This is a genomic window from Fibrobacter sp. UWB11, assembly GCF_900143015.1.
Lineage (GTDB): Bacteria > Fibrobacterota > Fibrobacteria > Fibrobacterales > Fibrobacteraceae > Fibrobacter.
The window spans coordinates 492,436-516,991 of record NZ_FSRT01000002.1; the positions used below are offsets into that span (position 1 = coordinate 492,436).

Annotated in this window: 18 protein-coding genes; 6 read left to right on the forward strand and 12 right to left on the reverse strand. The window is 48.6% G+C overall.

From position 1 onward, the window contains the following. Positions 1–218 precede the first annotated feature (218 nt). The 3 genes from feoB to BUQ91_RS10565 are packed head-to-tail and all read right to left on the reverse strand — an operon-like array spanning position 219 to position 3,896. Entirely contained in the window at positions 219–3,176 is a 2,958-nt protein-coding gene (feoB, locus tag BUQ91_RS10555) for a ferrous iron transport protein B (protein ID WP_074209242.1), read from the reverse strand. Beyond that, positions 3,176–3,460, reverse strand: coding sequence for a FeoA family protein (locus tag BUQ91_RS10560; RefSeq protein WP_074209243.1), 285 nt, complete (start codon positions 3,458–3,460; stop codon positions 3,176–3,178). The genes feoB and BUQ91_RS10560 overlap by 1 nt, the downstream gene beginning before the upstream one ends. Before the next feature lies 1 nt (position 3,461). Further along, positions 3,462–3,896, reverse strand: a complete 435-nt coding sequence (locus tag BUQ91_RS10565; protein WP_072829744.1) for a metal-dependent transcriptional regulator — start codon at positions 3,894–3,896, stop codon at positions 3,462–3,464. Between the two features lie 255 nt (positions 3,897–4,151). Between BUQ91_RS10565 and BUQ91_RS10570 the strand changes: the two genes are divergently transcribed. From BUQ91_RS10570 to BUQ91_RS10580, 3 genes are all read left to right on the forward strand, one after another. Further along, positions 4,152–4,733 (forward strand): xanthine phosphoribosyltransferase, encoded by a 582-nt coding sequence (locus BUQ91_RS10570; RefSeq protein WP_074209244.1) that lies wholly within the window; start codon positions 4,152–4,154, stop codon positions 4,731–4,733. Positions 4,734–4,826: 93 nt separating this feature from the next. Next, a complete protein-coding gene (locus tag BUQ91_RS10575) occupies positions 4,827–6,137 on the forward strand; it encodes a nucleobase:cation symporter-2 family protein (protein ID WP_074209245.1) in 1,311 nt (436 codons plus the stop codon). 88 nt (positions 6,138–6,225) lie between these two features. After that, the gene (locus BUQ91_RS10580; protein ID WP_074209246.1) at positions 6,226–7,035 is read left to right on the forward strand and encodes a thioredoxin family protein; all 810 of its coding nucleotides are present in this window, start codon (positions 6,226–6,228) and stop codon (positions 7,033–7,035) included. A gap of 148 nt (positions 7,036–7,183) precedes the next feature. Here BUQ91_RS10580 and BUQ91_RS15715 read toward each other — a convergent pair whose 3' ends face one another. From BUQ91_RS15715 to BUQ91_RS10600, 6 genes are all read right to left on the reverse strand, one after another. Then, positions 7,184–7,354: a hypothetical protein gene (locus BUQ91_RS15715; protein ID WP_175545457.1), complete on the reverse strand. Its 171-nt coding sequence runs from the start codon at positions 7,352–7,354 to the stop codon at positions 7,184–7,186. A 317-nt stretch (positions 7,355–7,671) separates the two neighbouring features. Further along, positions 7,672–9,219, reverse strand: coding sequence for a hypothetical protein (locus tag BUQ91_RS10585; protein WP_074209247.1), 1,548 nt, complete (start codon positions 9,217–9,219; stop codon positions 7,672–7,674). A gap of 160 nt (positions 9,220–9,379) precedes the next feature. After that, entirely contained in the window at positions 9,380–9,544 is a 165-nt protein-coding gene (locus tag BUQ91_RS15720) for a hypothetical protein (RefSeq protein WP_175566626.1), read from the reverse strand. A 377-nt stretch (positions 9,545–9,921) separates the two neighbouring features. Continuing rightward, positions 9,922–12,615: a leucine--tRNA ligase gene (gene leuS / locus BUQ91_RS10590; protein WP_074209248.1), complete on the reverse strand. Its 2,694-nt coding sequence runs from the start codon at positions 12,613–12,615 to the stop codon at positions 9,922–9,924. A 73-nt stretch (positions 12,616–12,688) separates the two neighbouring features. Further along, the gene (locus BUQ91_RS10595; protein ID WP_074209475.1) at positions 12,689–13,642 is read right to left on the reverse strand and encodes a hypothetical protein; all 954 of its coding nucleotides are present in this window, start codon (positions 13,640–13,642) and stop codon (positions 12,689–12,691) included. 138 nt (positions 13,643–13,780) lie between these two features. Beyond that, positions 13,781–14,566, reverse strand: a complete 786-nt coding sequence (locus tag BUQ91_RS10600) for a hypothetical protein (protein ID WP_074209249.1) — start codon at positions 14,564–14,566, stop codon at positions 13,781–13,783. 288 nt (positions 14,567–14,854) lie between these two features. On the opposite strand from BUQ91_RS10600, the gene BUQ91_RS10605 reads away from it, so the two are divergent. Further along, on the forward strand, positions 14,855–15,673 hold the full coding sequence (locus BUQ91_RS10605; RefSeq protein WP_072829768.1) for an outer membrane beta-barrel protein: 819 nt from the start codon (positions 14,855–14,857) through the stop codon (positions 15,671–15,673). Positions 15,674–15,801: 128 nt separating this feature from the next. On the opposite strand, the gene BUQ91_RS10610 is transcribed toward BUQ91_RS10605, so the two are convergent. Continuing rightward, the gene (locus BUQ91_RS10610; RefSeq protein WP_074209250.1) at positions 15,802–18,927 is read right to left on the reverse strand and encodes a fused MFS/spermidine synthase; all 3,126 of its coding nucleotides are present in this window, start codon (positions 18,925–18,927) and stop codon (positions 15,802–15,804) included. Between the two features lie 251 nt (positions 18,928–19,178). On the opposite strand from BUQ91_RS10610, the gene metH reads away from it, so the two are divergent. Both metH and BUQ91_RS10620 read left to right on the forward strand, forming a co-directional pair. Next, on the forward strand, positions 19,179–22,829 hold the full coding sequence (metH, locus tag BUQ91_RS10615) for a methionine synthase (RefSeq protein ID WP_074209251.1): 3,651 nt from the start codon (positions 19,179–19,181) through the stop codon (positions 22,827–22,829). A 248-nt stretch (positions 22,830–23,077) separates the two neighbouring features. Further along, positions 23,078–23,764, forward strand: a complete 687-nt coding sequence (locus tag BUQ91_RS10620) for a DUF3800 domain-containing protein (RefSeq protein ID WP_074209252.1) — start codon at positions 23,078–23,080, stop codon at positions 23,762–23,764. A gap of 18 nt (positions 23,765–23,782) precedes the next feature. Here the strand turns inward: BUQ91_RS10620 and BUQ91_RS10625 are convergent, their stop codons facing one another. Both BUQ91_RS10625 and BUQ91_RS10630 read right to left on the reverse strand, forming a co-directional pair. Continuing rightward, positions 23,783–24,133, reverse strand: coding sequence for a P-II family nitrogen regulator (locus BUQ91_RS10625; protein ID WP_072829777.1), 351 nt, complete (start codon positions 24,131–24,133; stop codon positions 23,783–23,785). A 2-nt stretch (positions 24,134–24,135) separates the two neighbouring features. Continuing rightward, on the reverse strand, positions 24,136–24,549 hold the full coding sequence (locus tag BUQ91_RS10630; protein WP_072829779.1) for a hypothetical protein: 414 nt from the start codon (positions 24,547–24,549) through the stop codon (positions 24,136–24,138). Between the last annotated feature and the right edge of the window lie 7 nt (positions 24,550–24,556).

Below are 24,556 nucleotides of genomic sequence, written 5' to 3' on the forward strand. Positions count from 1 at the left end.
AAATCCTAGGCTTTTTGCCCTTTTCGATATGTTTTAAGCAAAGAGCGTGCCAAGTTTTTATCAGTTCAATCCATTCCTGTTCTTCATTTGATTCAATCATTTTAGCCTACTCTATCTTTATTAGTTTAGTCTAAGTTAAGGGGTTTAATTAAGGGCCGAAGGCTTTTGGACCATCGGCCCTTAATGGTTCTTGACTCAAATGAAACTGGATCTAGATTTTAATCTTCAAATCGACCTTTCTTGTTTGCACTCATACCGAAGAGCTTGAGGAAGGCAAATGTCGCCACAAGCACAACAATCGAGCACACAATCCAGAACTTGTCGCCGCCCACCGGAATCTGGTAGAGGAGTATCGACACCGCCCAGGCAAGCACCGTCTGGACTACAGCCATCAACACACCAAGGCCAAGGCCGATTTCGCGAACGACCACGCCCATTGCAGCAAGGCAAGGCACGTAGAGCAAGATAAAGATCAAGAACGCAAACACCTGCCAGTTAAATCCGTCTACCGGATTTCCATTCTTGTCCGGGTTGTGGAAGTAAGAACGGAGGTTGGCATAGATGTCAGCAGTTTCACTCAAGTCACCTTCTTCGAGAGCGCCGATTTCATCTTCGCTCAGCGTGAGGCCAGCAGCAGCGAGCTTTGCAAACACCTCTTCGCGAGCCTTGTCGGCACCTTCATCTTCGCTGAAGGTCTCGATAGAAGCATATTCTTCACAAGTAATCGCCTTGGCTTCAAGAATCTTGTCGAGCGTGACCTTCTTGAGTTCTGCAGCATTCTGGGCTTCAAGTTCGCCAGAAGTTCCGAGAATATCCGTAAGAGAACCAAAGACTTCGCTCAAGTTTTCAGGAATCGTGCCAAGGGCTTCCTTGAATGCACCGAGAATATCCGGAGCACCGCCTTCTTCCTCTTCTTCGGCCGGGCATTCATCCACGCCAGCGATAAGGGGCTTTTCTTCGGCAGGGGCTTCAGCAGGCTCAGCGACCTTATTTGAGTCGGCTTCAGCAACCGCGCTATCCGCGACAGTTGCAGAGTCAACCACAGCCACCTTTGCAGAATCTACTACAGATACGTTACCTTCTGCGTCGGGGCGTTGCGGGGTGTCCCCGCTAGAAGGGGTAGCGGATGCCGTGTCAGTGGCAGGAGCGAGGGGAAGGCTTTCCCCACCACCTATTCTTTCGTCTTTCGTCTGTAGCGAGCCACCGGCGAGCGTTCTTTCGTCTGACACGTCGCCAGGACCCGCCATGGAATACAAGGAGTTCATCGTACCAATCACAGCTTCCTTAGCGAGGAGACCCGTGAACAGCGACACAGAAGCAGGCCAGTTGTTGGATTCAACGCCGAACGGTTCAAAAATCGGAGTAATCGCTTTACCAATTGCAGAGAGCAAGCTGTTTTCGGAATCCCCATTGCCAGCCGTGAATTCCGTTTCCGTCTTAATCTTGGATTCGTCAATCACGACACCTTCGGGGAGCGGGACTTCCTTTTCATCCTGCACCATAGCGTAGCCTTCTTCGCTCTTCACGATTTCGGTCTTTTCGCCATTGATTTCAGTATAAAGTTTGTCCACAAAGCCAAAACTGTTGAGGAAGCCAAGAACGGCAACGGCAATCGTAATCACCTTACCCGCACGGATAATGTAATCGCGCAGACGTAGCCAAGAATGGATCATCAGCGATTTGAATTTCGGCAAGTGATACGGCGGAAGTTCCATTACAAAGTTGCTCGCTTCGCCAACGAACAAAGAGCGACGGAGAATCAAACCGTAGACAATCGCGAACAAAACACCCGCAAGGTAAAGCGCAAACACAACGGTTCCTGCCTGAGCCCCAAAGAATGCCGCAGCAAACAACGCATACACCGGAAGGCGAGCGCCGCAGCTCATGAACGGCACAAGGAAAATCGTGAGGAAACGTTCACGCTTGGATTCGAGCACGCGAGAGCCCATAATGCCCGGCACACCGCAACCGAAACCGACCATCATCGGCACGAATGCACGACCCGGAAGCCCGAGGAATCTCATAAAGCGGTCAGCGACAAAAGCCGCACGCGCCATGTAACCCGAGTCTTCCAAGAAAGAAAGGCAGAGGAACATGAAGAAGATGACCGGGATGAACGTCGAAACCGTCTGGATACCGGCGCCGATACCGTCGGCGAGAATGGCGGACACAAAGCCCGGCGCATGGAACACATCCGTGAGCAAGTAACCGAGGCCATCCACAAAGATGGCACCAAACAGCACATCAAAGAAATCGATGAATGCAGAACCAATCGTGACTGCAACCCAGAAGACCAGGTACATCACCAAGAGGAATATCGGGAGCGAAGCCCAGCGATTCAAAAGCACAGAATCGAGCTTGTCCGACCAAGTTCTCTTGGAACGGTTCGAAAGAATTGTCTTGCCTGCAATTTCGTGAGCCAAGCTGTAGCGCGCATCTGCCATTGCAAATTCGCTTTCTTCGTTCAGCATCTTAGTCACTTCAGCCTTGTTAATCTTAACCTTGGCTTCGGCAAACTTATCTGCATAGCTCTTTTCGTTTCCCAAGTACATGAGCGAAACCCAGCGGGCATCCGTTCCCAAAAGCTTTGCAACCGGTTCAACCTGCGGTTCCAAATACTTCACGGCATTTTCGACATTCTCGCCGTAATGGATAGCCTTCGGAGTCATCTTCTTGCCAGCGACAACATGAGCCATTTCGCTGATGAAGTTCGTGATACTTCTTTCGTTCACAGCCGAAAGCGGAATCACCGGCACGCCAAAACGTTCAGCAAGGACATCCAAATCCAAGTGCAAGCCGCGTTTTTCTGCAATGTCGATCATGTTTGCAGCAATCACCATCGGGATCTGCATATCGACAAGCTGCGACGTCAAGAACAAATTGCGTTCGATATTCGAAGCGTCAATAATATTGACAATGAGGTCTGCTTCGCGAGTGAGCAAGTAGTCCACAGCGGCGCGTTCGTCTTCGGCATTCGCAAAGAGAGCGTAAGTACCCGGCAAGTCCACCACGCGAATGTGCTGGTTACCGAGTTCAAAAAAGCCTTCTTTCTTTTCGACAGTCACACCCGGCCAGTTACCAACACTCTGGCGAGCACCCGTAAGAGCATTAAATAGAGCCGTTTTACCACAGTTCGGGTTACCGGCAATAGCAATAGTAAAAAGCTTCGGAGCCATTAGACCCTCTTCAATTTAAGAACGTTCGCTTCTTGCTTGCGAAGCGACAGACGGTACGACAAAACACTCACCTCGATCGGATCCCCGAGAGGTGCAATCTGCAAGACTTCAAGCGTCACGCCACGCACAAGTCCCATAGAAAGCAATTTGGACTTGTAGCGGGCATCGCCCTCGTTATAACCAAGGATTTCCACCTTATCACCTTTCTTGAGGTCAGAAAACTTTGGTTCAAGATTCCATTTCTTTGTAGAGGTTTTGCCTCCACAACCGCAATTACAACCCATTTTATTTTCCTTTTTTTGCCTTTAAAGCATTCGCCTTTTTCGCAACAGCGCCTTCATTTCCCCTCTTCATGAAGTCTTCAATTGTCGAAAGAGTTTCAGCAGAAAGAATATGCTCCATGCTGCAGGCGTCCTTGTCAGCAATAGCTTCGGAAACGCCCAGACGGATCAAAAAACCCTTCAAAAGAATATGGCGGTTCAGCACATCGGCAGCCGCCTTACGCCCTTCTTCGGTGAGTTCCACACCGCTATAGGGTTCCTGAGTCACAAGGCCCAGCTTTTTAAGTTCAAGAATCGCTTTTGCCACAGAAGGCATCTTCACAGAAAGGGCGGCGGCAATATCCTTGACACGGGCAATCCCGTTCGCCAAGCGAAGCATGTGCACCATTTCCAAGTAGTCTTCGAGACTCTGGCTGAGCTTCACGTGATTGTTTTCCATATTTGATGATCCTTTAAACGTTAACGTCGCCTAATTTTATTAGACAAGACTAAAATTAGTAAGCCTAGGCTAATTAGTCAAGGCTAAACTTTTATAATTTTTTACTATTACCCTAGCAAAAGCCCCGCTATAACGGGCGTAAATCCTTATCTTTTACATATATATGGAGAATTTGACCATTTCTAAGGAAATTTGGGCATCCCCTTATTAATATGCGGTCTTTGCAAAAAATTTGCCTTTTGCTAGATTTCAAACATGAACTTTCTTGAGCAGAAAATCCTTGCCGATGGCGTCGTCAAGCCCGGCAACGTTCTTAAGGTTGACAGTTTCCTGAACCATCAAATTGATATTCGCCTGATGCACAAAATCGGCGAAGAGTTCAAGCGTCGTTTTGCCGATGTTGAGTTCAACAAGGTTCTCACCATCGAAGCTAGCGGCATCGCCATCGCGGCATTTATCGCCTATCTAAACGATGTTCCGGTCGTTTTCGCAAAGAAAGGTCAGACCGTCAACAGCACCGACGATAAATACGTGGCAAAGGCCTACTCTTTCACGCACAAAAAATTCAACGATATTTTCGTTTCGCGCCCGTACCTCAAGCCGACCGACAAGATTCTGATTGTTGACGACTTCCTTGCGGATGGTGAAGCAAGCAAGGCGCTTATCGATCTCGTGAAGCAAGCAGGCGCCGAACTCGTCGGTGTCGGCATCGCCATCGAAAAGGGCATGCAGCCCGGTGGCGCAAAGCTCCGTGCTGCAGGCATACGCCTGGAATCCATAGCCATCGTCGATAGCATGGACCCCGAAACCGGATTTATCAAGTTCCGCGAACAATAAAATCATAGATTGCTTCGCCCCATTCGGGGCTCGCAATGACGAAATAAAACATTCAAAGTTCGCAATGGCAAAACAAAGCATTTAAGGTGAAGCATGAAGACTTCGGACAACATTTATCAACTTGACGGACGCGTTCCGCTTTTGCAGGCGATACCTTTCGGCTTACAGCATGTACTCGCCATGTTCGTGAGCAACATTACCCCCATCATCATCCTTGCAAATGTTGTCGGGATCGAAAAGGGCATCACCGCTTCGCTTATCCAAAATTGCATGATTATCGCGAGCATCGGCACACTCATCCAGCTCTACCCCATCTGGAAAATCGGTTCCAGGCTCCCTATCGTAATGGGCATCAGCTTTACGTTTCTCTCCGTTTCCATTGCAATCGGCACTACGCAAGGCATGGGAACGCTCATGGGAGCGGTTATCGTTGGCGGTATTGTCGAAGGTTTGCTCGGTCTTTGCGCTAAATACTGGCTCAAGCTCATCCCGCACATCGTTGCGGCCACGGTCGTCACATCCATCGGATTTTCGCTTTTGCCCATCGGCGCAAACTCATTTGCCGGCGGCCAAGGCGCCGCTGACTTCGGTTCCGCACAGAACTGGATTGTTGGTAGCGTCACACTCCTCACTTGCTTGCTCACGCAGATTTTTGCAAAAGGATTCCTGCGTTCACTCTCCGTTTTGGTTGGCCTCATCGTGGGTTACGTTCTCGCACTTTGCATGGGCATGGTTGATTTCTCCGGACTTGCCAACAGCAGCATTATCGCGCTCCCGAAGATTCTCCCGTTCACTCCGGAATTCCACCTCGGTGCAATCCTCTCCGTTGTCGCGATTTACCTTGTCTCCGCTACAGAAACAGTCGGTGACTCCAGCGCCCTTTGCAGCGGTGCCCTCAAGCGCCAGATCCACAAAGTCGAAATGGGAGGCGCCATCAGCTGTGACGGCTTCGTAAGCACCATCTCCGGCCTCTTCGGTTGCACACCGATTACGTCCTTCAGCCAGAACGTTGGTCTCGCTTCACTCTCCGGCGTCGTGAACCGCTTTGCCATTGCGACAAGCGCAGGCATCATGCTCCTCGGCGGCCTCTTCCCGCCTATCGGCACGCTCCTCACGACCATCCCGCAAGCTGTTCTCGGCGGCTGCACCATCATGATGTTCGGCTCCATCCTCTTCGCCGGTTTCGGCATGATCGCCAAGAGCGGATTCTCGCAGCGCAACATGATTATCGTCAGCATGTCGCTCAGCGTGGGCCTCGGCTTTACTTCGGCCTCCAAGATGTTCCAAATCTTCCCGCAAACCATCCAGACCATCTTCGCAGAAAACTGCGTGGCCGTCGTATTCCTCCTCGCCGTAGCATTGAACCTGGTGCTCCCCAAAGAGAAAGAAGAACAAACAAAATAAAGCCGCTCTCGATTATAAGAAAAAACTATACCAAGTTACCTTTCCTCTGCAATATTTTCTATTTTCAAAAACTGGAAAGGTAGTCTATATGAACATTTTAAAAAAAAGCTTTTTCTCAAACGCAATCGCATTTGCTACAGCGGCAGTCCTTGCCGTAGGTAGCGTTTCGCAGGCACAAGCAAAGAACACAGATAGCGAAGACATTCGAATCGTCAAAGTAGATGACAGCAATTTCGAAAAAGAAATTCTGCACTCCAAGACACCGGTCATCCTTGAAATTTCATCGACCAGCTGCCCTCCGTGTCTCGTGATGATTCCGACTCTCATTGGCATCGCCAAGAACTACCGCGACATCAAAGTGGCCTCCGTCGGCATTGACGAGCCCGGCATAGACAAAATAAAGAACACACTCCCAATCCAAGCATTCCCTACATTTTTCCTCATCAAAAACGGACAAATCGTAAACCGTCTCGTCGGCGTTGTTAAAGAAGAACAACTCTTGCAGGCGCTCGATTACACGCCCAAAGCCGTCAAGCAGCAAGCCAAGAAGCCTGCGAAAAAGACCGGCAAAGACAGAAATCTTGTCTGCAAAGTAAACGGTCAATTTCATGGACTCAAAAACCTCGTCACAATTTCATTCGTATTCGGCGACACCGAAATCAAAAATGTCGACATCGTTACAGACGTATTCGTTCCACCAGAGATGTACGACAAGCGCGAAGAAATGATGGCACACATACAAGCAAGCGGCAAAGGCGAAGTCACCCCGACCATGGCCGGATTCCAAATGCACATCGACAACGATTGCCGCTTTATGAAAGCGATGGACATGAAACGCACATCCACCTATGGCGAAATGCGCGCCGGTCTCGAGCTGCAAGGTTTTAAGTGCGAATAAGTGTGGAGTAAGAAATTAAGGAAGGCGTTGCCATCGGCAACGCCTAATTTTCGCATAAGATATCAAAAAGCTATCTTTGCAGAGTCCGTTTAGCTAGATGTGAAATTTTCGCTGATTCCTGTCTGTTAAGCGGATTTTTTATTTGATTTCACCATTGTCTTTGATTACTCGTTATATGCCAGCCGCCGCCTTCGGGACAACGATAAACGTGCATTGTAATGCCCGTTACAAACCGACGTTCACTAGCAACCGCATTTGCATCATATTCGGTAAGATAAAGATTCTTTCTCTTACCGTCTTTACCACAACAAGTACACATGGCTATTTACCTCCATTTCTCGTCCTTGTTTCTTGAATCTGCCTGCCACGATTTCCTTGGACCTTGTCCCAGGTTATATTCGTTCCACGCGTACCCCAGTTTCCGTTTTTCTGATCACTTTCATTATTAGGCATAATTGTTTTCCTCTTTTTTCACCTTAGGCGGAATTGCCCTTGATGCAAAACAAAAATACCTTGTTCGCTTTTGAAGAACAAGGTATTCGAGTCGATAGAAATTTTCAAAAAAAAGGGGTAAAAGAAAAAAAGAGGGGATAGAGGAAAAATGTGAAAAAAAACGGGGGTATATGATGAACGAAACTAGACTAATCGTCGAACAATATCCTCCACTACCTTTTGCATTTCCCTTGGAGAAGTTTGTAGTTCACGCATGTCAAAATGAGTAAGTAAGCCAACTCCCGATTTTTGAACAGAAAGTACTGCAGAGAGAGAAATGCCTGCATCTCCCATTATTTTTAAGATGTTGATTTTGGGGCCAAGAAGATCACGCTTGAGACCTTCTCTATAGTCCGCATCAACATAACCCTTTTCGCTCATAGCATCAAAAATATCAAAGATACTTTCTGGAATTTGTTCCGTAGATTTTATTTCCGGAATTTTTATTTTGCCTAAGTTAGAAATAGATTTAACCTTTTCCGTATTTACCCCTAATGCGCCTAAGGTATCAGCAATGTATCTTGGAACTTCTTGAACTGATTTTATTTCTGGGATTCTTGAAACGTCAAAGCAAGAAACAAGTTTTGTCGTTAATGATTCGTAATTATCACCCTGCTCTATTGGAATAGGATTAGAAAATTGCGTCATTAAGCGTTCAATATCAATTTTAGGAGCTTTCTTACCATAAAGTTCTTTTTCGCTCGACTCAGACATTTTTCCTGAAATATTCTTCCTTTTCGCTTCTTCAACTTCTTCTTTTGACGTCAATTTTAGTTTGCAGATACGCCGCCAAGTTTCATGCGCTATGCATTCCAAAGTACTTCTTTCTTTTTTTACATAAAGCAATCGAAGTAGCTGTACGTTATAGTATCGACCTAAGTAGAATAAATTTTTCAACGGAACGCGAAAACCTTTGACGTCTCCAGTTTTTTCAGAGGAAACATTACCAAAGGCAACAAACATTTCCTTGAAGAAAATTGATTTATTTTCCTCGCTAAGTTTGGCAAAATCAACTTTATCCAATTGTTCTTTAAACCACTCACGAACATTATGTAATTCATCCGATGGGGAATCTATATAGTTTTTTATTGTTTCGAACTTTTGATTATGGTTCTCAAGCCATTCCCTATTATAGTCACATGGGGTGTCTTCTCTATCGTATGGATAATTAAAGAAGAACCTTTTAAAAAACTCTACAGACTCTATTCTTCTGTATTTGTATATAAAGGACGAAAACGTCCGAACGAATATAAATTGTTCAATTAAATATTGAAGCAGTTTTTTATCATCTGAAGAAAAATCCTTTGAATACAAGCAACGATTTACATTTTCAAATAATTTAAGACATTTGAGTTCTGATTCAAATAAAGATTGCTTTAATTCGCTCGGATTTGATGGTGTTGAGGAGACCTTAAAGAAAGTACGATAGCAAAAATCAAAAATCTTTTTTGAAAGAGAACTTCTTTTTTTCGTTTCTTCTGGAGAGATGATTTGTGGATCAAATTTTTCAAACTTTATAAAATCAATAAATGATTCAACGACAGCCTTATGAGCGTGTTCTATTGATTGAATTTCTTCAAATTTTGTTTTGAAGAAGAAAAAGAATTGTGCATGAAATCCCATATTTTTCAATATGGAATCGTAAGCGTTAAAAAATTCAATACAACAAGGCTCTTTATATTTTTTGAACATAGAACGCAATATACTTAATCCGTATGTTATAGAACAAGCGATTAAGGTTAAAAGAGTCGTTTATCATAAGCCCGAACGTTATAGGGCTAGAGCGAGGAGCACATTTAGGGGTTAAAACGACCAAAAATTTCGCTTTTTCGAAACAAAACAATCAAACAGTTTACAACCCCTCGGCTTCACGGGCCCACAGGTCATCCAAATCAGGGTGTTCCTTACGGAATCGCCTTAGCGCTTTATGGATTTCCCAATTTAAGTTCAGACCCTCAGTTTGGCACTTGGGTTTCAGTTCGTTATACAGTTCCTTCACTTTTTCTTCGAGTGTCATATTAGCTCCTTGTTTGAGCATAATATATGAAAACAATATGACAAATATTGTCACATTAAAAACTGTGATAAAGATACTATAAAAAAGGGTGCATACAAATAGACCGCAGCGAATAAGCTACGGTCTTCTTGTAAATCACTGGATCCTTCGACTTCGGCGCGATGTGCCTCCGCTCAGGATGACATAATCATAGATTGCTTCGTCGCCTTTCGGCTCCTCGCAATGACGTAATTCTAGTTGCGACTTCGTCGCAGTAGCCTGCGCCTCGGCAATGGACTCGCAAGCGATTCCGCTGCACTCGGCTTGCGGCTACTTCACCACAATGTTCACGAGTTTGCCCGGAACCACCCCGGAACAAGTCCGGGGCAGGCTCAATATTATGCCGGCTTGACAACGATATTGACCAACTTACCCGGCACAACAATCGACTTGACAACCTGCATACCCTTGGTAAATTCCTTGACGCGATCGTTGTCAAGTGCAAGCTTTTCCAAAGCAGCCTTGTCCAAGTCCTTGGCGACAGATGCCTTCGCGCGGACCTTGCCGTTCACCTGGAACACGACTTCCACGGTGTTTTCCACAGCCTTGGAGTGGTCGGCTTCGGGCCAGGCGACGTTCGTGAGCGATTCGTTGTGGCCGAGGATGCTCCACATTTCTTCGGCGATGTGCGGGGCAAACGGGTGCAACAACTTGACGAAGGTTTCGCACGGTTCGCGGTAGCGCTTGTCCATCTTCATCATTTCGTTGTTGAAGATCATCAGCTGGCTAATCGCGGTGTTGAAGTTCATGTTTTCGATGTCGCTCGTGACCTTGATGACGGTCTGGTGCATCACCTTCTCGATTGTCTCGGGAGCAGTTTCGTCAACGAACACCGGGGCTTCATCGCTGTCGCCGACAACAGAACGCCAGGCGCGGCCGAGGAAGCGGTTCATGCCTTCAATGCCCTTGGTCTGCCACGGCTTCACGGCGTCCAGCGGGCCCATGAACATTTCGTACAAACGAAGGCTGTCAGCACCGTAGTCGCGCACAACGTCATCGGGGTTCACGACGTTCTTGAGGGACTTACTCATCTTCGCCACGATCTGCTTGAGTTCGATGTCAGTACCCTTCTTGAAGTACTTGCCGTTCTTTTCTTCGACTTCGTCAGTCGGGACCTTGGAGCCAGCGGCATCTTCGTATGCAAAGGCAAGAATCATGCCCTGGTTGAAGAGCTTCTGGAACGGTTCGTCGGTAGAGACGAGGCCGAGATCGAACAAAACCTTGTGCCAGAAACGGCTGTAGAGCAAGTGAAGCACGGCGTGTTCGGCACCACCCACATAGAGGTCCACCGGCATCCAGTACTTTTCAAGTTCCTTTGCCACAAATGCGTCGCCGTTGCAAGCGTCGATGTAGCGGAGGTAATACCAGCAAGAACCTGCCCACTGCGGCATGGTGTTCGTTTCGCGGATACCCTTGCGGCCGTTCTTGTCCGTAACCTGGAGCCATTCGGTGGCGTTTGCGAGCGGGGACTGTCCGCCGTCACCCGGCTTGTAGTCCTTGAGTTCCGGCAAGAGCACCGGAAGTTCGGCATCGTCCACCGTAGAGATTTCGCCATCTTCCCAGTGGATAATCGGGAACGGTTCACCCCAGTAGCGCTGACGGCTGAAGAGCCAGTCGCGGAGCTTGTAGTTCACGGTAGCCTTACCGATCTTGTTGGCTTCGAGCCATTCGATGACCTTGGCGATACCCTGCTTCTTGTTGAGACCGTTCAGGCAGAGCGTTGCATTTTCGCTGTTGATGTAGGTGCCGTCGGCAGCCCAGCAAGCGTCCCCTGCAAGGACCTTCGGGCGAACGTCTTCGGGGCAGCTTGCATCCGGTTCCATGATGCAGATCACCGGGAGGTTGAACTTCTTTGCAAAGTCAAAGTCGCGAGTATCGTGAGCCGGCACAGCCATGATAGCGCCAGTGCCATAGCCCGTCAAAACGTAGTCAGCAACCCACACCGGAATCTTCGTGCCAGTGAGCGGGTTCACAGCGTAAGAACCAGTAAACACGCCGGTCTTTTCCTTGGCGAGTTCGGTACGGTCAAGATCGCTCTTCAAGGCGGCGGCGTGCACGTATTCTTCCACGGCGGCCTTCTGTTCGGCAGTCGTGAGTTCCGGCACCATAGCGTGTTCCGGGGCGACGACCATGTAGGTTGCACCGAACAGCGTATCGCAACGGGTTGTGTAAACGCGGAGCTTCTTTTCTGTCGGCTTGCCGTTAGCGTCGGCAATCGGGAAATCCACTTCGGCACCGTAGCTCTTGCCGATCCAGTTCTTCTGCATGTCCTTCACGCCCTGCGGCCAGTCGAGTTTGTCGAGGCCCTTCAAGAGGCGGTCGCCATAATGCGGGATACGCATGAGCCACTGCTTGAGGTTACGGCGTTCGACTTCCTTGGTACCGCACTTTTCGTGAGAACCGTCGTTCAAAACTTCTTCGTTAGCGCAGACAATCTTGCAGTGCTTGCACCACCACACCTGTGCATCGGCGTAATAAGCGAGGCGTTTGCCATCGCGGTACTTGCGGACTTCGTCCTTGCCCTTGGCTTCTACATCGGCCGGGATCGGGAGTTCTTCAATCGGGCGGCCCTTCTGCTGGTCTTCATCGAACCAGGTGCCGTAAAGGCGCTTGAAAATCCACTGCGTCCACTTGTAATACTTCGGGTCGGTGGTGTTGACTTCCTTGTTCCAGTCGTAAGAAAGACCGAGGCGCTTGATCTGGCGGCGGAAATTGTCGCAGTTCTTCTTGGTGGTAATGGCCGGGTGCGTACCGGTCTGAATGGCGTACTGTTCAGCGGGGAGGCCGAAAGCGTCCCAACCCATCGGGTGAAGCACATTGAAACCGCGGCTGCGCTTATAGCGGCAAATGATATCCGTTGCAGTGTAACCTTCCGGGTGGCCCACATGGAGGCCAGCACCACTCGGGTACGGGAACATATCCAAGCAGTAATACTTCGGCTTGGACTTGTCTTCGCCAGTCTTAAACGTCTGATGTTCTTCCCAGTAGGCTTGCCACTTGGTTTCGATTTCTTGCGGATTATACTTTGCCATTATTTATTCCTCTAACGCCACAGCGAAACCGCCGCGACCTCATTAAATTTCGAGGCAAAATTTAGAAAAATATCTAGAAGGATTCACATTCTTCCCAGTCGTTCTGCTCATTGAACCTGTAGCATTTCGTGCCATCAGACATTTCCACAGAACAAGTATCGCCGACAACGGTATCCTCTTTTTGGCAATTAGCGATTATTTGAGCCTTATCCGTGAGCGAAAGTGAAGCTTCTCTCCAAGCACCATTCCCAACATACGTGTAAGAATACTGGGAGCATCCTACACCTACAAAACATTCTTCCTTAGTGCACACGTCACCAACAGCAACACCCGTCGTATCACAGGTTATTCTCCGGTCTCTTAAGGTCCACAGCCCCTTTTCGCACCTATAATACTTTGTTTGTCCAACATAATGGAATCTAGGATTATTCGCCCCCACCCAAGCAGAATCCACCTTGCCTTCTTCTTCGGCAGAGCACGCCAACTCAGACAAACTATGGTATTCCTCATATCCAATTTGCACCCACTGATTGTTAGTGCACTTGTAATATAAGTTGCCTGGCCAGTGCGTATTGAAAAAGGCATAAAGTTCCTTGCGGCCTTCATTTTCGGCATTGCATTTTACTTCTTGCCATCCATTTTCTGCATAGGTATAAAGAGAAATTTCAGCATGGTCCAAAATCGAAAACGTTTCTTCGATTTTAGGGCCATAGGCTTCGAGCAAACAAAAATACTCCGTCTTCACGCCGTCAAACGCAGCAATACTAACAGCATCATGTTGTTCTCTACATTTTTCATTCATTTTTTCCAACGACGGGCGCTCAATTTCTTGAACAGAACTACTCGAAGCCACATCACTAGAAGATATTGGATTTGAAAAGGTTTCGCTGCTCGAAGATTCAGCCGCCGAAGATTCGGTTGCCATGGGCATCGGGTTATTCACCACATCGTCGCTGCATGCCGTAAAAGACAAAAACGAAAAAGATGCAAGCATCGCTAGCGCATAGCCATGATTCCTTCCGAACATAAAAACAACTCCCATTATGTTCCAAAATTTATCAGTAAAATACAAACTCACAATTTCAAAAACCATTTTTACAAAAATTTGTAAGAAAAAAAGAAGCCCAGGCATTTGCCCAGGCTCATTTGCAAGTCTAGAGAAACTTTACGGGGCATCTTCACCCGAATCAACATTGGTTACTCTATTCCAAGTACCGCTTACACATTTAAAAAGAATGACCACATTGCCTGTTTCATTTCCCAACGTCATCTTTTCTAGCGAACCTTCATTTTCAGCGGAACACTCTTTGGGCACAACTATACGATTTCTGTCCATAATACCGCCAGGCACATCACTCAAAGTACCCAAAGTACTCCAAATGCCACCTCCTTCATAAGTGTAGAAATACTCAGTAGATCCTAATCCAGCCATCCATTCCGTCTTGGAGCAAACCGCCCCCGGCGTAAGTCCGGTCGTATCACATGCGAGCCACTTATCTCCATGAATCCACGAGCCCTTTTCGCAACGATAATACTCCTCGGTACCCACAAAACGGAATCTAGGATTACCGTCATTCCCTGTCCATAAAGAATCGACTTCACCTTCGTTTTCATCATTGCATACTCTGTCAATCGGAGATTTAACAGACGACGAAGATTCCGGAGTCGCAGACGATGATTCAGGTATCAAAGACTTGATACTGCTCGACGAACTAAGCGGCAAAGGCTCTGAACTGCTGGACGATTCCAACAGCAAAATTTCCGAGCTGCTCGAAACCACATCGCTAGAAGACTCCTGAGCCGACGACTCCACAGCGCCCGATTCCGACGAAGACGATTCCGCAATTAACTGAAATGGACCGCTTACGATATCGTCATTGCACGCCGTGAACGGCAACAACGAGAAAGACGCCAGCATAGCCAGCACAGAAACACGATTCCTTTTGAACATAAAAAGGGCCCATCCTTTTTAAATACTACTTGATAAAATAGCATATTAAGCGTCATTTTATTTAAAATTTTATCAAAAATATATGATAAACAAGAGAACGGCTCTAGGTGGAATAGAGACTTTTCATCCCAATTAGCCTTTATTCCCTTTAAATAGCGCATTTCCGCCCTTCTGTAAACATTTTTTTCTTTTTATTTCAGCCGTATTAAAATATTTTTAAGTCGTTGAACCTCCACGATTTGTTATAATTTTGCCATGCTTTTAAGAAAATCTTGTTTACTTGCGTCCATGGTTTTAGCACTTACCACAAGTGCATTCGCTCAAAGTTCAGACGATGACGAATGGGTCTCTGCCGACTCCAACAATTCGGGTTGGTCAGAAAACAAACAGTCCGGTTCTTACGACGGATCGAATGACAGCGAATTCGCAAACGACGAAGAATACGCAAGTGCATACGCAAGATACAAGACCCAAACAACTTCCCGCTCCGAAATTAGCAAGCAGCGCAGCGAAGGCTTTTCGCAATCTGTTTTCTTGGGAGCTCGTTTACAGGGTGGTTTTAACACATTCCTCGGTTCCAATTCCGAAGGGTGGGGCGCAGGTTGGAACGCCGGTGCAGGTCTTATCATCAAGATTTCCATGTTCTCGAAGAACTTCAGCCTCGTGCCGGAACTTACGTTCAACTACCGTCAGTACAATTACGAAAAAAACATGGGCGTTTACACGAACAAGGCAAAGCTCAACATTATGCTATTTGAGCTTCCGATCATGTTCCGTTACACGTTCGAACAATACGACTTTTTTGCAGCCGCCGGTTTGCACCTCGGGCTTAAGCTAATGGGCGATACAGAATTCAGCTCCGAAGCTAATGGCGGCGTGGTCACCGGAAACGTAGACAAGAGCACCAACACATTTGTTTCGACGAATATGGAAGTGGGCCTCGCTCTTGAAGGCGGCTACATGCTCACGCGTAACGTTCACTTGAACCTCCGCATTGTCCAGAGCTTTACGAACTTGCTGAACCAAGGCTTGACGGTGGAACAGTCGTTTGCGAACTCGACACTCCTCACGTTCTACACCAACGTCGGTATCGCATTCTTGTTCTAATCGAATAGTTATTGGCCAGTGGTCACCAGTCAATAGTTAGAACTATGAAAAGCAAAAAAGGAAGCGTCAAACGCTTCCTTTTTTATAACTGAACAACGCTCGCCTCGCCCAGGACACCACACGGGCACTTACCTTCTGCGGAGTCTCGGGATTTCCTTCTGGATAAGGAGTTTCTCGATCGGGGCAAATTCTTCGTGCGGCTTGATCGCTTCCTTGTAGAGCACGTTAGCAAGCGTCGGGTTGTGCGCCAGGAACGCAATCAAAATTGCGTTGCGCAAGAAGAATTCATCCATCGCAGCGACTTCGTACTTCTCGTAGAATTTTGCAACATATTCCGCTGCAAGCCTGTAATTCTTGGCGCGGGCTGCTTCCATGATGTTGAACTCATCCACGAACGATTCCGGCAATGCCCCCGCATTCACAAGCTTGCGAACCTTAACATAGACCTTGTTCGTGTCGCGAGCTTCCATCGGCACGCCACGCATCCATTCCACATACTCTTCGCGGAATTTTTTCCAATCTGGGGAAGTTTCATCCACTTTGAATTTCGGGCGAACGAGGCTATCCACCGCCGTCGCTGAATTTTCTGCTTTTTCCTCACCGGCAACCGTCACCGTGACCGCAGCGGAAGAGACTGCCGCAGAAGAGACAGCCGCGGAATCCGCATCATTGTTAGAATCGTCAGCATTCGCGTCAAGCATCGCCGAGATGCCATCGAACGCCTTTTTGCGTTTTTTCACTTCTTTGATATAAGCGAGCAAAGCGCGTTCGCGGTACTTGTCCGTACCCGCCTTGAGCATGGATTGCACCTTTATCGGGCGGCGCAATGCATAATCTGCCGAGTCCAAATATTCCGGCCAGCAAATTTCGCAGCTGTCAAACACCTGCACAATACGCGCATTCGAATGCACGAAGCGAGCTTCTTCAGCCTTGTTGTCGACAATCGGGATAAACGTGCTATTCGGTTCCACGCCATCCAGGAGCGACGTAATCATCTTTGACGTAAAGAGGAAATTCTGTTCGCCAAAGAAATCCGGTTCGCGGTGAATGCGCTTGAATTCCTTCACGAGCGTCGGATCCGTGCTGAAGCGACCAATGGCACGCTGCATCACCGGTTCATCACTTGCAACAATGATAATGTCCGGTTCTTCAGGAGCCTTGTACAAACTCACGTACGGGAACGTCACGTCGAGCGCCTTCAAGATGTTGAGGAACAGCAAGTCATTGAATTCATATGTCTGGATCCATTGCACCCAAAGTCCGCCCGGTTTCATGTAGCGGCGCATCTTGGTGTAAAATTCATGACTGAACAAGCTTGCGACACCGCTCACCCACGGGTTCGAAGGTACGCTAATCATCAAGTCGTACTTGCGGCGGTTCGTGAGGAAGAACGTCTGTGCGTCATCAATGAAAATGTGAATTCGCGGGTCATCATAACCACGAGCGTTCCACGGATAAAATCCGCGAGCGAGGTTCATCATTTCTTCTTCGATTTCTACGCAGTCAAAATCGCGCACCAGCGGGTCGGCAAGCAAGTAATGCGCACCCATGCCGCTTCCAAAGCCGACCATTGCTGCATCGTAAGGCTTGTCCTTCATGGCCATCGGCATAAATGCAGTCGCCGCCTGCGTGAGTTCGTCGCCTTCAATCGGGCGTTCACGATTCTTGCTCATGCTCGCATCGGCCTTGCCGTTCGTCTTCACGTAATAATGCACGTCGGATTCGTGGAAGCTGATTGTCGCCGTCTTGCCGTCACGCACGATAATCTTCTCATCCGGATGCAAATTCTTGAACGCACGGAACGCACCCGACGTAATCATGTGCGGATCAAAATTCACAAAGAACGAAGGCAAAATCATAATCGCCGTCATCACGTAGAACAGCACGCTATAGCGAAACTTTTTGCGATAAATGACAAGCAAGACAAAGCCAATCATAAAGTCGAGTACAGCCGCGAGCACAAGCGAACCCTTGAGCTGCAAAAGCGGCAACAGCAAAAGTCCACCGCCGGCAGAACCGAGAATCGAACCGACCGTATTCCAGCCGTAAACCTTACCAATCGGAGCCTCGCTCTTGAACGCACGCGTTAAGATCAACGTAATCAGCGGGAGCGTCATGCCCGCAAAGAAACTCGTCGGCACCATCCACAAAATCGAAAGTACGTACTTGAAAATGCTCCAGCAAACATAACCGTCATTCGTCGTATTGAAAATCTGGTTTGCAATGTTCATGCCTTCCCAGAACGGCTTGTAAAAATACAGAGTGCAAAGCGCAAAGAATCCCATGAAAATCTGCGCGAGCGAAAGCACCACCAGCGAATCTTTTTTCAAGAGCTTTCCGCTCACGGCACTGCCAATCGCAAGGCCAAGAATAAATGCCGAAAGCATCTGGTCAAAGCTGTGGCTCGAAGATCCCATCAACAGCGAAAGCAAACGGATCCAGACAATTTCATAGACAAACGAAGTAAGGCCCGTAATTCCCGCTATCCAGAACCACATGTTCTTCGGAGGCATCGCAAGCTTGTGTTCCGCCACATAATCTTCATTGAGCGGTTCCGCGCGCATTTCGCGAACACTCGCCGCATCCCCGCCAGCCGTTGCCAGCGCCCCAGCGCCCTCTTCTTCAAGTTCTTCTTCGTACGTTGAAGGCGTCGTATATCCGATAAAGCAGAACACCGCCGCGAGCAAGAAGTTGATTGAAGCCGCGACGCAAAGCGTGATGTGGTTTCCGAGTTCCGGAATCAAGATGTAACTTGTGAACAAAATACCAATTGCACTGCCGAGGCTATTCGTAAAGTAAAGCATCGGGAGCGAGACTTCGGCACCGCTCTTGCGCATAAGACCCGCCGCGATGAACGGGAACGTCATGCCCACCGCAATCGCAATCGGGAGCGTCGAACCCGTCGCCAGCACCACCTTCAAAATTTCCGCCGCCCGCGAGCTCAACCCCGCCACAAAATTCGAATCGTAAAAGTAATCCGTAATCCAGATGTACATCGGGTGGTAAATCAACCCGCCAATGCCAATCGCAAGCTCCACCGCCGCATATCCGAGCAGCGGCCTCTTCACGCGCTCCACAAGCTTGCCCGCGACAAAACTGCCAATCGCAAGCCCGCCCATGTAAATGCAGAGCGTGAGCACCTGACCATAGCTCGAATGTCCGAGGAAAAGTTTAAGGTACCTGGCCCACGACCCCTCGTAAATGAGACCCGCAAAACCAGAGAGAGCAAAAAGCGCATAAATGACGATATTCATGAGTGCAAATCTATACTAATTAAGTAGTTATAAGTTTGACCGCACCTCATTTCCCTGTAATTTTTTCGAGACACGAACACAACCTATCATTCTCGACCCCAGCAGTCATCCCCGACTTGATCGGGGATCACCTTTCACTTTTAAATAGGATATATTATTATACAGCTAGTGACAGCAATTCTAGCATTTTTTATTTTTATGCATAAAAACAAATATACGCATAAATTCGAATTTTAAACACGGAACTTAAAATGACTCTTCGCGAAGCGTTCGAATCAAAGATGATGCTGCTCGATGGCGGCATGGGCTCTGTTATCCAGACTTACGGGATCAAGGGCGCCAACAACGACATGCTTTCCATCGAAAAGCCCGACATCATTCTCGACATCCAGCGTCGTTACGTGGATGCAGGCGTGGATTGCCTCACCACGAACACGTTCTCGAGCCAGCGCGTGAGCCAACACGAATACCACCAAGAACATCGCATCGCCGAGATGAACCGAGCTTCCGTGAAAATTGCGAAGCAGGCCGCCGAAGAAGGTTTCAAGAAATACGGACGCAAGGTCTATATTTTGGGCGACGTCGGCCCCACAAGCAAGATGCTCTCCATGAGCGAAGACGTGAACGACCCGGCTAGCCGCGCCATCACTTTTGACGAACTTGAAGATGCGTATTTGGAACAAATTTCCGTGCTCATGGAAGAAGGCGTTGACGCCATCCTCATTGAAACGATTTTCGATACGCTGAATGCAAAGGCAGCTCTCAGCGCTTACAGCAAGGCAAACGATGCACGCATTGAAGCCGCCAAGGCTGCAGGCACTCCCGAAGCCGACATCAAGCCAATCGAGGTGATGCTTTCGATGACCGTGAGCGACGCCTCCGGCCGTACGCTTTCGGGCCAGACCGTTGAAGCATTCGCCGTGAGCGTGATGCACATGCACCCACTTTCCATCGGCTTAAATTGCGGCCTCGGTGCAGACGGCATGGTGCCGTACCTCCGCCGCATGGGAGCTATTGCTCCGTGCTACCTCAGTTGCCATCCGAACGCAGGTCTTCCGAACCAGTTCGGCGGTTACGACGATACGCCCGAAGACATGGTGCGCCTGATGCGCGTTTATCTGGACGACAAGCTCGTGAACATGATTGGCGGTTGCTGCGGTACGACTCCGGAACACATCGCCGCGATGCGCCAGATGCTTGATGCGCTCCCGGCCGATTACAAGCGCCGTGAACCCGCGCCGAAGTACGTCACTAGCCCGCGCCTCCGCCTTGCGGGGCTCGAACCGTTGTTCAGAGAACAGGTTCGCCCGAGCAACGGCGCCGACAGCTGCAATGCCGATGATTTCGTGAAGGTCGGCGAACGTTGCAACGTCGCGGGCTCCAAGAAGTTCCTGCGTCTCATCAACGAGAAGAATTACGAAGAAGCGCTCGACATCGCCCGTAAGCAAGTCGATGACGGCGCCGACGTCATTGACGTCAACATGGACGATGGCCTCCTCGACGCCACCGCCGAAATGCGCACTTTCTTGAACTTGATTGCCTCCGACCCTGCCGTGAGCCGCGTGCCTATCATGGTTGACAGCTCCCGTTTCGAAGTCATCGAAGAAGGCCTCAAGTGCATTCAAGGCAAGAGCATCGTGAACTCGATTTCCCTCAAGATGGGCGAAAAAGCGTTTATCGAACATGCGCTCACCGTAAAGCGCCTCGGCGCCGCCGTAATCGTGATGCTCTTCGACGAAGAAGGTCAGGCCACGAACTACGAGCGCCGCGTACAAATTGCGTCCCGCGCTTACGATATCATGGTGAAGCAGCTGCACTTCGACCCTTCCGATATCATTTACGACCCGAACGTTTTGACAGTCGCTACCGGCATGGCAGAACACAATGCCTATGCCATAGACTTTATCCGTGCCGTCCGCTGGATTATGGACAACCTCCCCGGTGTCCGCATTTCGGGCGGTCTTTCGAACCTTTCGTTTGCATTCCGCGGCAACAACTACTTGCGCGAAGCGATGCACACCACGTTCTTGCATTACGCCATCCCGAACGGCATGGGCATGGCGATTATGAACCCGAGCGCGATTATCAAGTACAAGACAATTCCGCTTGAACTCCGCATGGCGATTACCGAAGTTATCTTCAACACGGAACCGGAAGCAAGCGAAGAACTCATCGAAATTGCAAGCCGCATGAACGCAGCCGCTGCAGCCGCCAAAGAAGCAGGCACCAAGTACGATCCAAAGGCCATTTTTGCCGTAAGCACAGGTGCAAGCAGCTCTTCTGACGAAGGCAATGCAGCCGCTGACGACAAGCCCACCACGCCCGAAGAACGCTTGCAAGAAGCACTCCTCAAGGGAACTTCTACAACGCTCCAGCCCGATTTGATGGAACTCATCAACCGTGGCGATAGCCCGGTCGGCATTATTTCAGGTCCGCTCATGGACGGCATGAACGAAGTCGGCCGTCGTTTCGGTGAAGGCAAGATGTTCCTCCCGCAAGTCGTGAAAACCGCACGTACGATGAAAAAAGCTGTGGAAATTTTGCAGCCTTACATCGAAGCAGGCAAAGATGCAAACGCATCGAGCCGCGGTAAAATCGTCATCGCCACCGTCAAGGGCGACGTGCACGATATCGGCAAGAACATCGTTTCTGTGATTATGGCTTGTAACGGCTATGACATGGTGGACCTCGGCGTGATGGTTCCCGAAGATGTGATTGTCAAGGCCGCGATTGAAAACAAAGCAGATATCTTGAGCCTTTCCGGTCTTATTACGCCGTCTCTCGAAGAAATGTGCACGGTTGCAAAGGCCATGCAGGCCGCCGGTCAGCGCATTCCAATTATTGTCGGTGGCGCCACCACCTCGCCCACGCATACCGCCGTGAAAATCGCTCCATGCTATGACGGCCCTGTTTTCCATGTGCGCGACGCCGCAAGCAATCCGGGCCTCGCCCAAAAATTGCTCGACCCCGCCACCCGCGAACAAACGATTCAAGAAAACCGCGAAGAGCAGCAGCGCATCCGCGACAAGCAAAACGGCATCAAGACCGAGGCTGCAAACGCCATGGCCGCAGCAACCTCCACACCGGAAGAACGCCGCTATAAATGCGACTGGAGCAAGTACCAGCCAGCAGAACCGCCGTTCATGGGCGAAAGCAAGCTCCCGCCGATTCCTATCGAAAAGATTATCCCGCTCATCAGCTGGGAATACTTCTTCTTCACTTGGAAAATCAAGCCCGAAGAGGAAGAAGCGAAAAAACTCAAGGCCGATGCCGAAGCACTCATCAAGTCGCTCACAAAGCCCGAATACGCGCTCCGCGCCGTTCAGGCATTCTACCCTGCAGCCGGTACTGAAAAGTCCGTTATCTTCAACACGGGCCGCACAGGCACAGACGCTGACCTTGTCGAAGTTTCGACCGCACGCCAGCAGAATCCCGAAGGCACTTGCCTTGCCCTCTGCGACTACATCGCTCCGGCAAACGCCAATACCGCAAGCGTTTTCGCATCCCCCGCAGGCAAGGACGTTTTCCGCGACATCGTCGGTGCATTTGCAGTGACCATGAGCGACACGTTCGTCAAGCGTTTAGAAAAGCTGAAAGCCGAACAGGGCGGCAGCGACTACGACGTTCTCCTCATGCAGACCGTTGCAGATCGCCTCGCCGAAGCAGGCGCAGAATACTTGAGCAAGGAACTCGAACGAAACAACGGTTGGAAGGGCATCCGCCCAGCCGTCGGTTACCCCGTGCTCCCGAACATCAAGGAAATCTTCAACATTGCAAAGCTCATCGATTTTGGCAGCGTAGGCATCAGCCTCACCGAAAACGGCGCCATGTACCCGCAAGCCTCCGTCAGCGGCCTCTACATCAGCCACCCCGAAATCGAATACTTCAATGTAAAGGTGTAACGCAAAACGTCGAACTTTCATAACCATTATAAATTGATTAATCAGTGATTAAATCGATTAATCACTTTTTCGCAAATTGCAATTTGCCGTTTTTCGCGTGAAAACGGCAATTTTTCTGTTGGCATGTTTTTTGCATCATTGACACTGATGAAATTATTATTTATCTTAAATATATCAGAGTCAAGAGTACTGCCTTTATGCGGTGCGTCAGGTTATCCTGCTTGGCTCTCTTTTATTTTGGAGGGCTGATGTATCTGTTGTATGCAGATGATTCAGGAGTCGCCTCTGATCCCAATGCCAAATACAGCGTATTAGCAGGTTTTGCAACATACGAAAACCAAACATATTGGATTCAAAAAGAAATTGATACCATTATGGAAAAATATCTAGGGCGTGCCGATATTGAATTGCACGCTAGTCCAATAAGAAGCGGGAAAGGATTTTGGCGAAGCGTACCCAAGCAAACAAGAGAAACTTTATTAAAAGAAAGCCTTAGCTACATAAAGGCGAATTACCCTCGCCAGTTTATTTTATTTGGAGCTGTCGTGAATAACAAAAAAGAAAGTGTGTCGGAGGAATTATTTTCGCAATTAACGAGTCGGTTTGACAAGTTCCTAAAGAGAAAGTTTATTAAGCATGGGGATTCTGCGAGGGGTCTTTGTATTTTTGATAAGTCAAAAATGGAAAATCAATACCAGAACTGGTCACGAATATACCAAACGTTAGGGAACCGCTGGAATGAAAAACTAAATAATTTTGCTGAAGTTCCATTATTTTTGGAATCATCGATATCTCGTTCTATCCAAATTGCCGATTTAGTAGCTTTCTCCCTATACCGTTATTTTGTACACAATGATAATTCGTATTATTCAATTATTGAAAGTTGCTTTGATAAAGAGAATAGCCAAAATCACGGTTTATTTGTTTTGGAATAATTAACGCGAAAAGTTCCCTTACTTTTTCTCTTCTGGTGCTTTGTGCTCCACCTTCCACGGCGTGAGCCCCACCACGTTATCGACCGGGAGTGCAAACGCGATTCCCTGCCCCATCGTATCAAGGCCTGCTTTTTCGTACAAAGCATGTAACACAGCATCTTTCACGTTCAGCGGCACAAGAATCATCACCACTTCTTTTTCAGGCTGGATAGCGATATGAAAAAATGCTTCCGCTTCTTTGTTCGCCGTACCACGGGCGTTCAAGACCGTGCCGCCACGAGCACCAGCCTCTTTAGCGGCCTCCATCACAGTGTCAGAGAATCCGTTATTCACAATGCAAATAATTAATTCATGTGTATTCGCTTTCATGATTATCCTCTCCCCACCTGAGAACGGTTGTCGCTCAAAAAGTTAAATACGGACTTGCCAATCACACTCGACATCGGAATCGTGTAGGCAATCCCCTTTCCATTCACAATCGTCCTGAATTTTTCTTCAAGACATTCCAAAACAGCAGGCACATGGTCTTCGCCAATGATGCTTATAATCACGGCACGTTCCGAATCAGCAAGGCCAAGTGCCGTCATGATTTCACGCGGTGCAGTTCCATGCCCGTAAAACACGAATTGCATATTTGCGCCAAAAGATTGGATGTAATCCATGTAAAAGTCAGCCTTTGCGCGGTTCACCGTTGTTACGAGAATCTTCAAGCGATTCATCGAAACCTTTGAATGGACCTTCTGAGGCGTACTTCTTTTCAAAACTTTTTTCACAGTTTCAACCATAATAGCC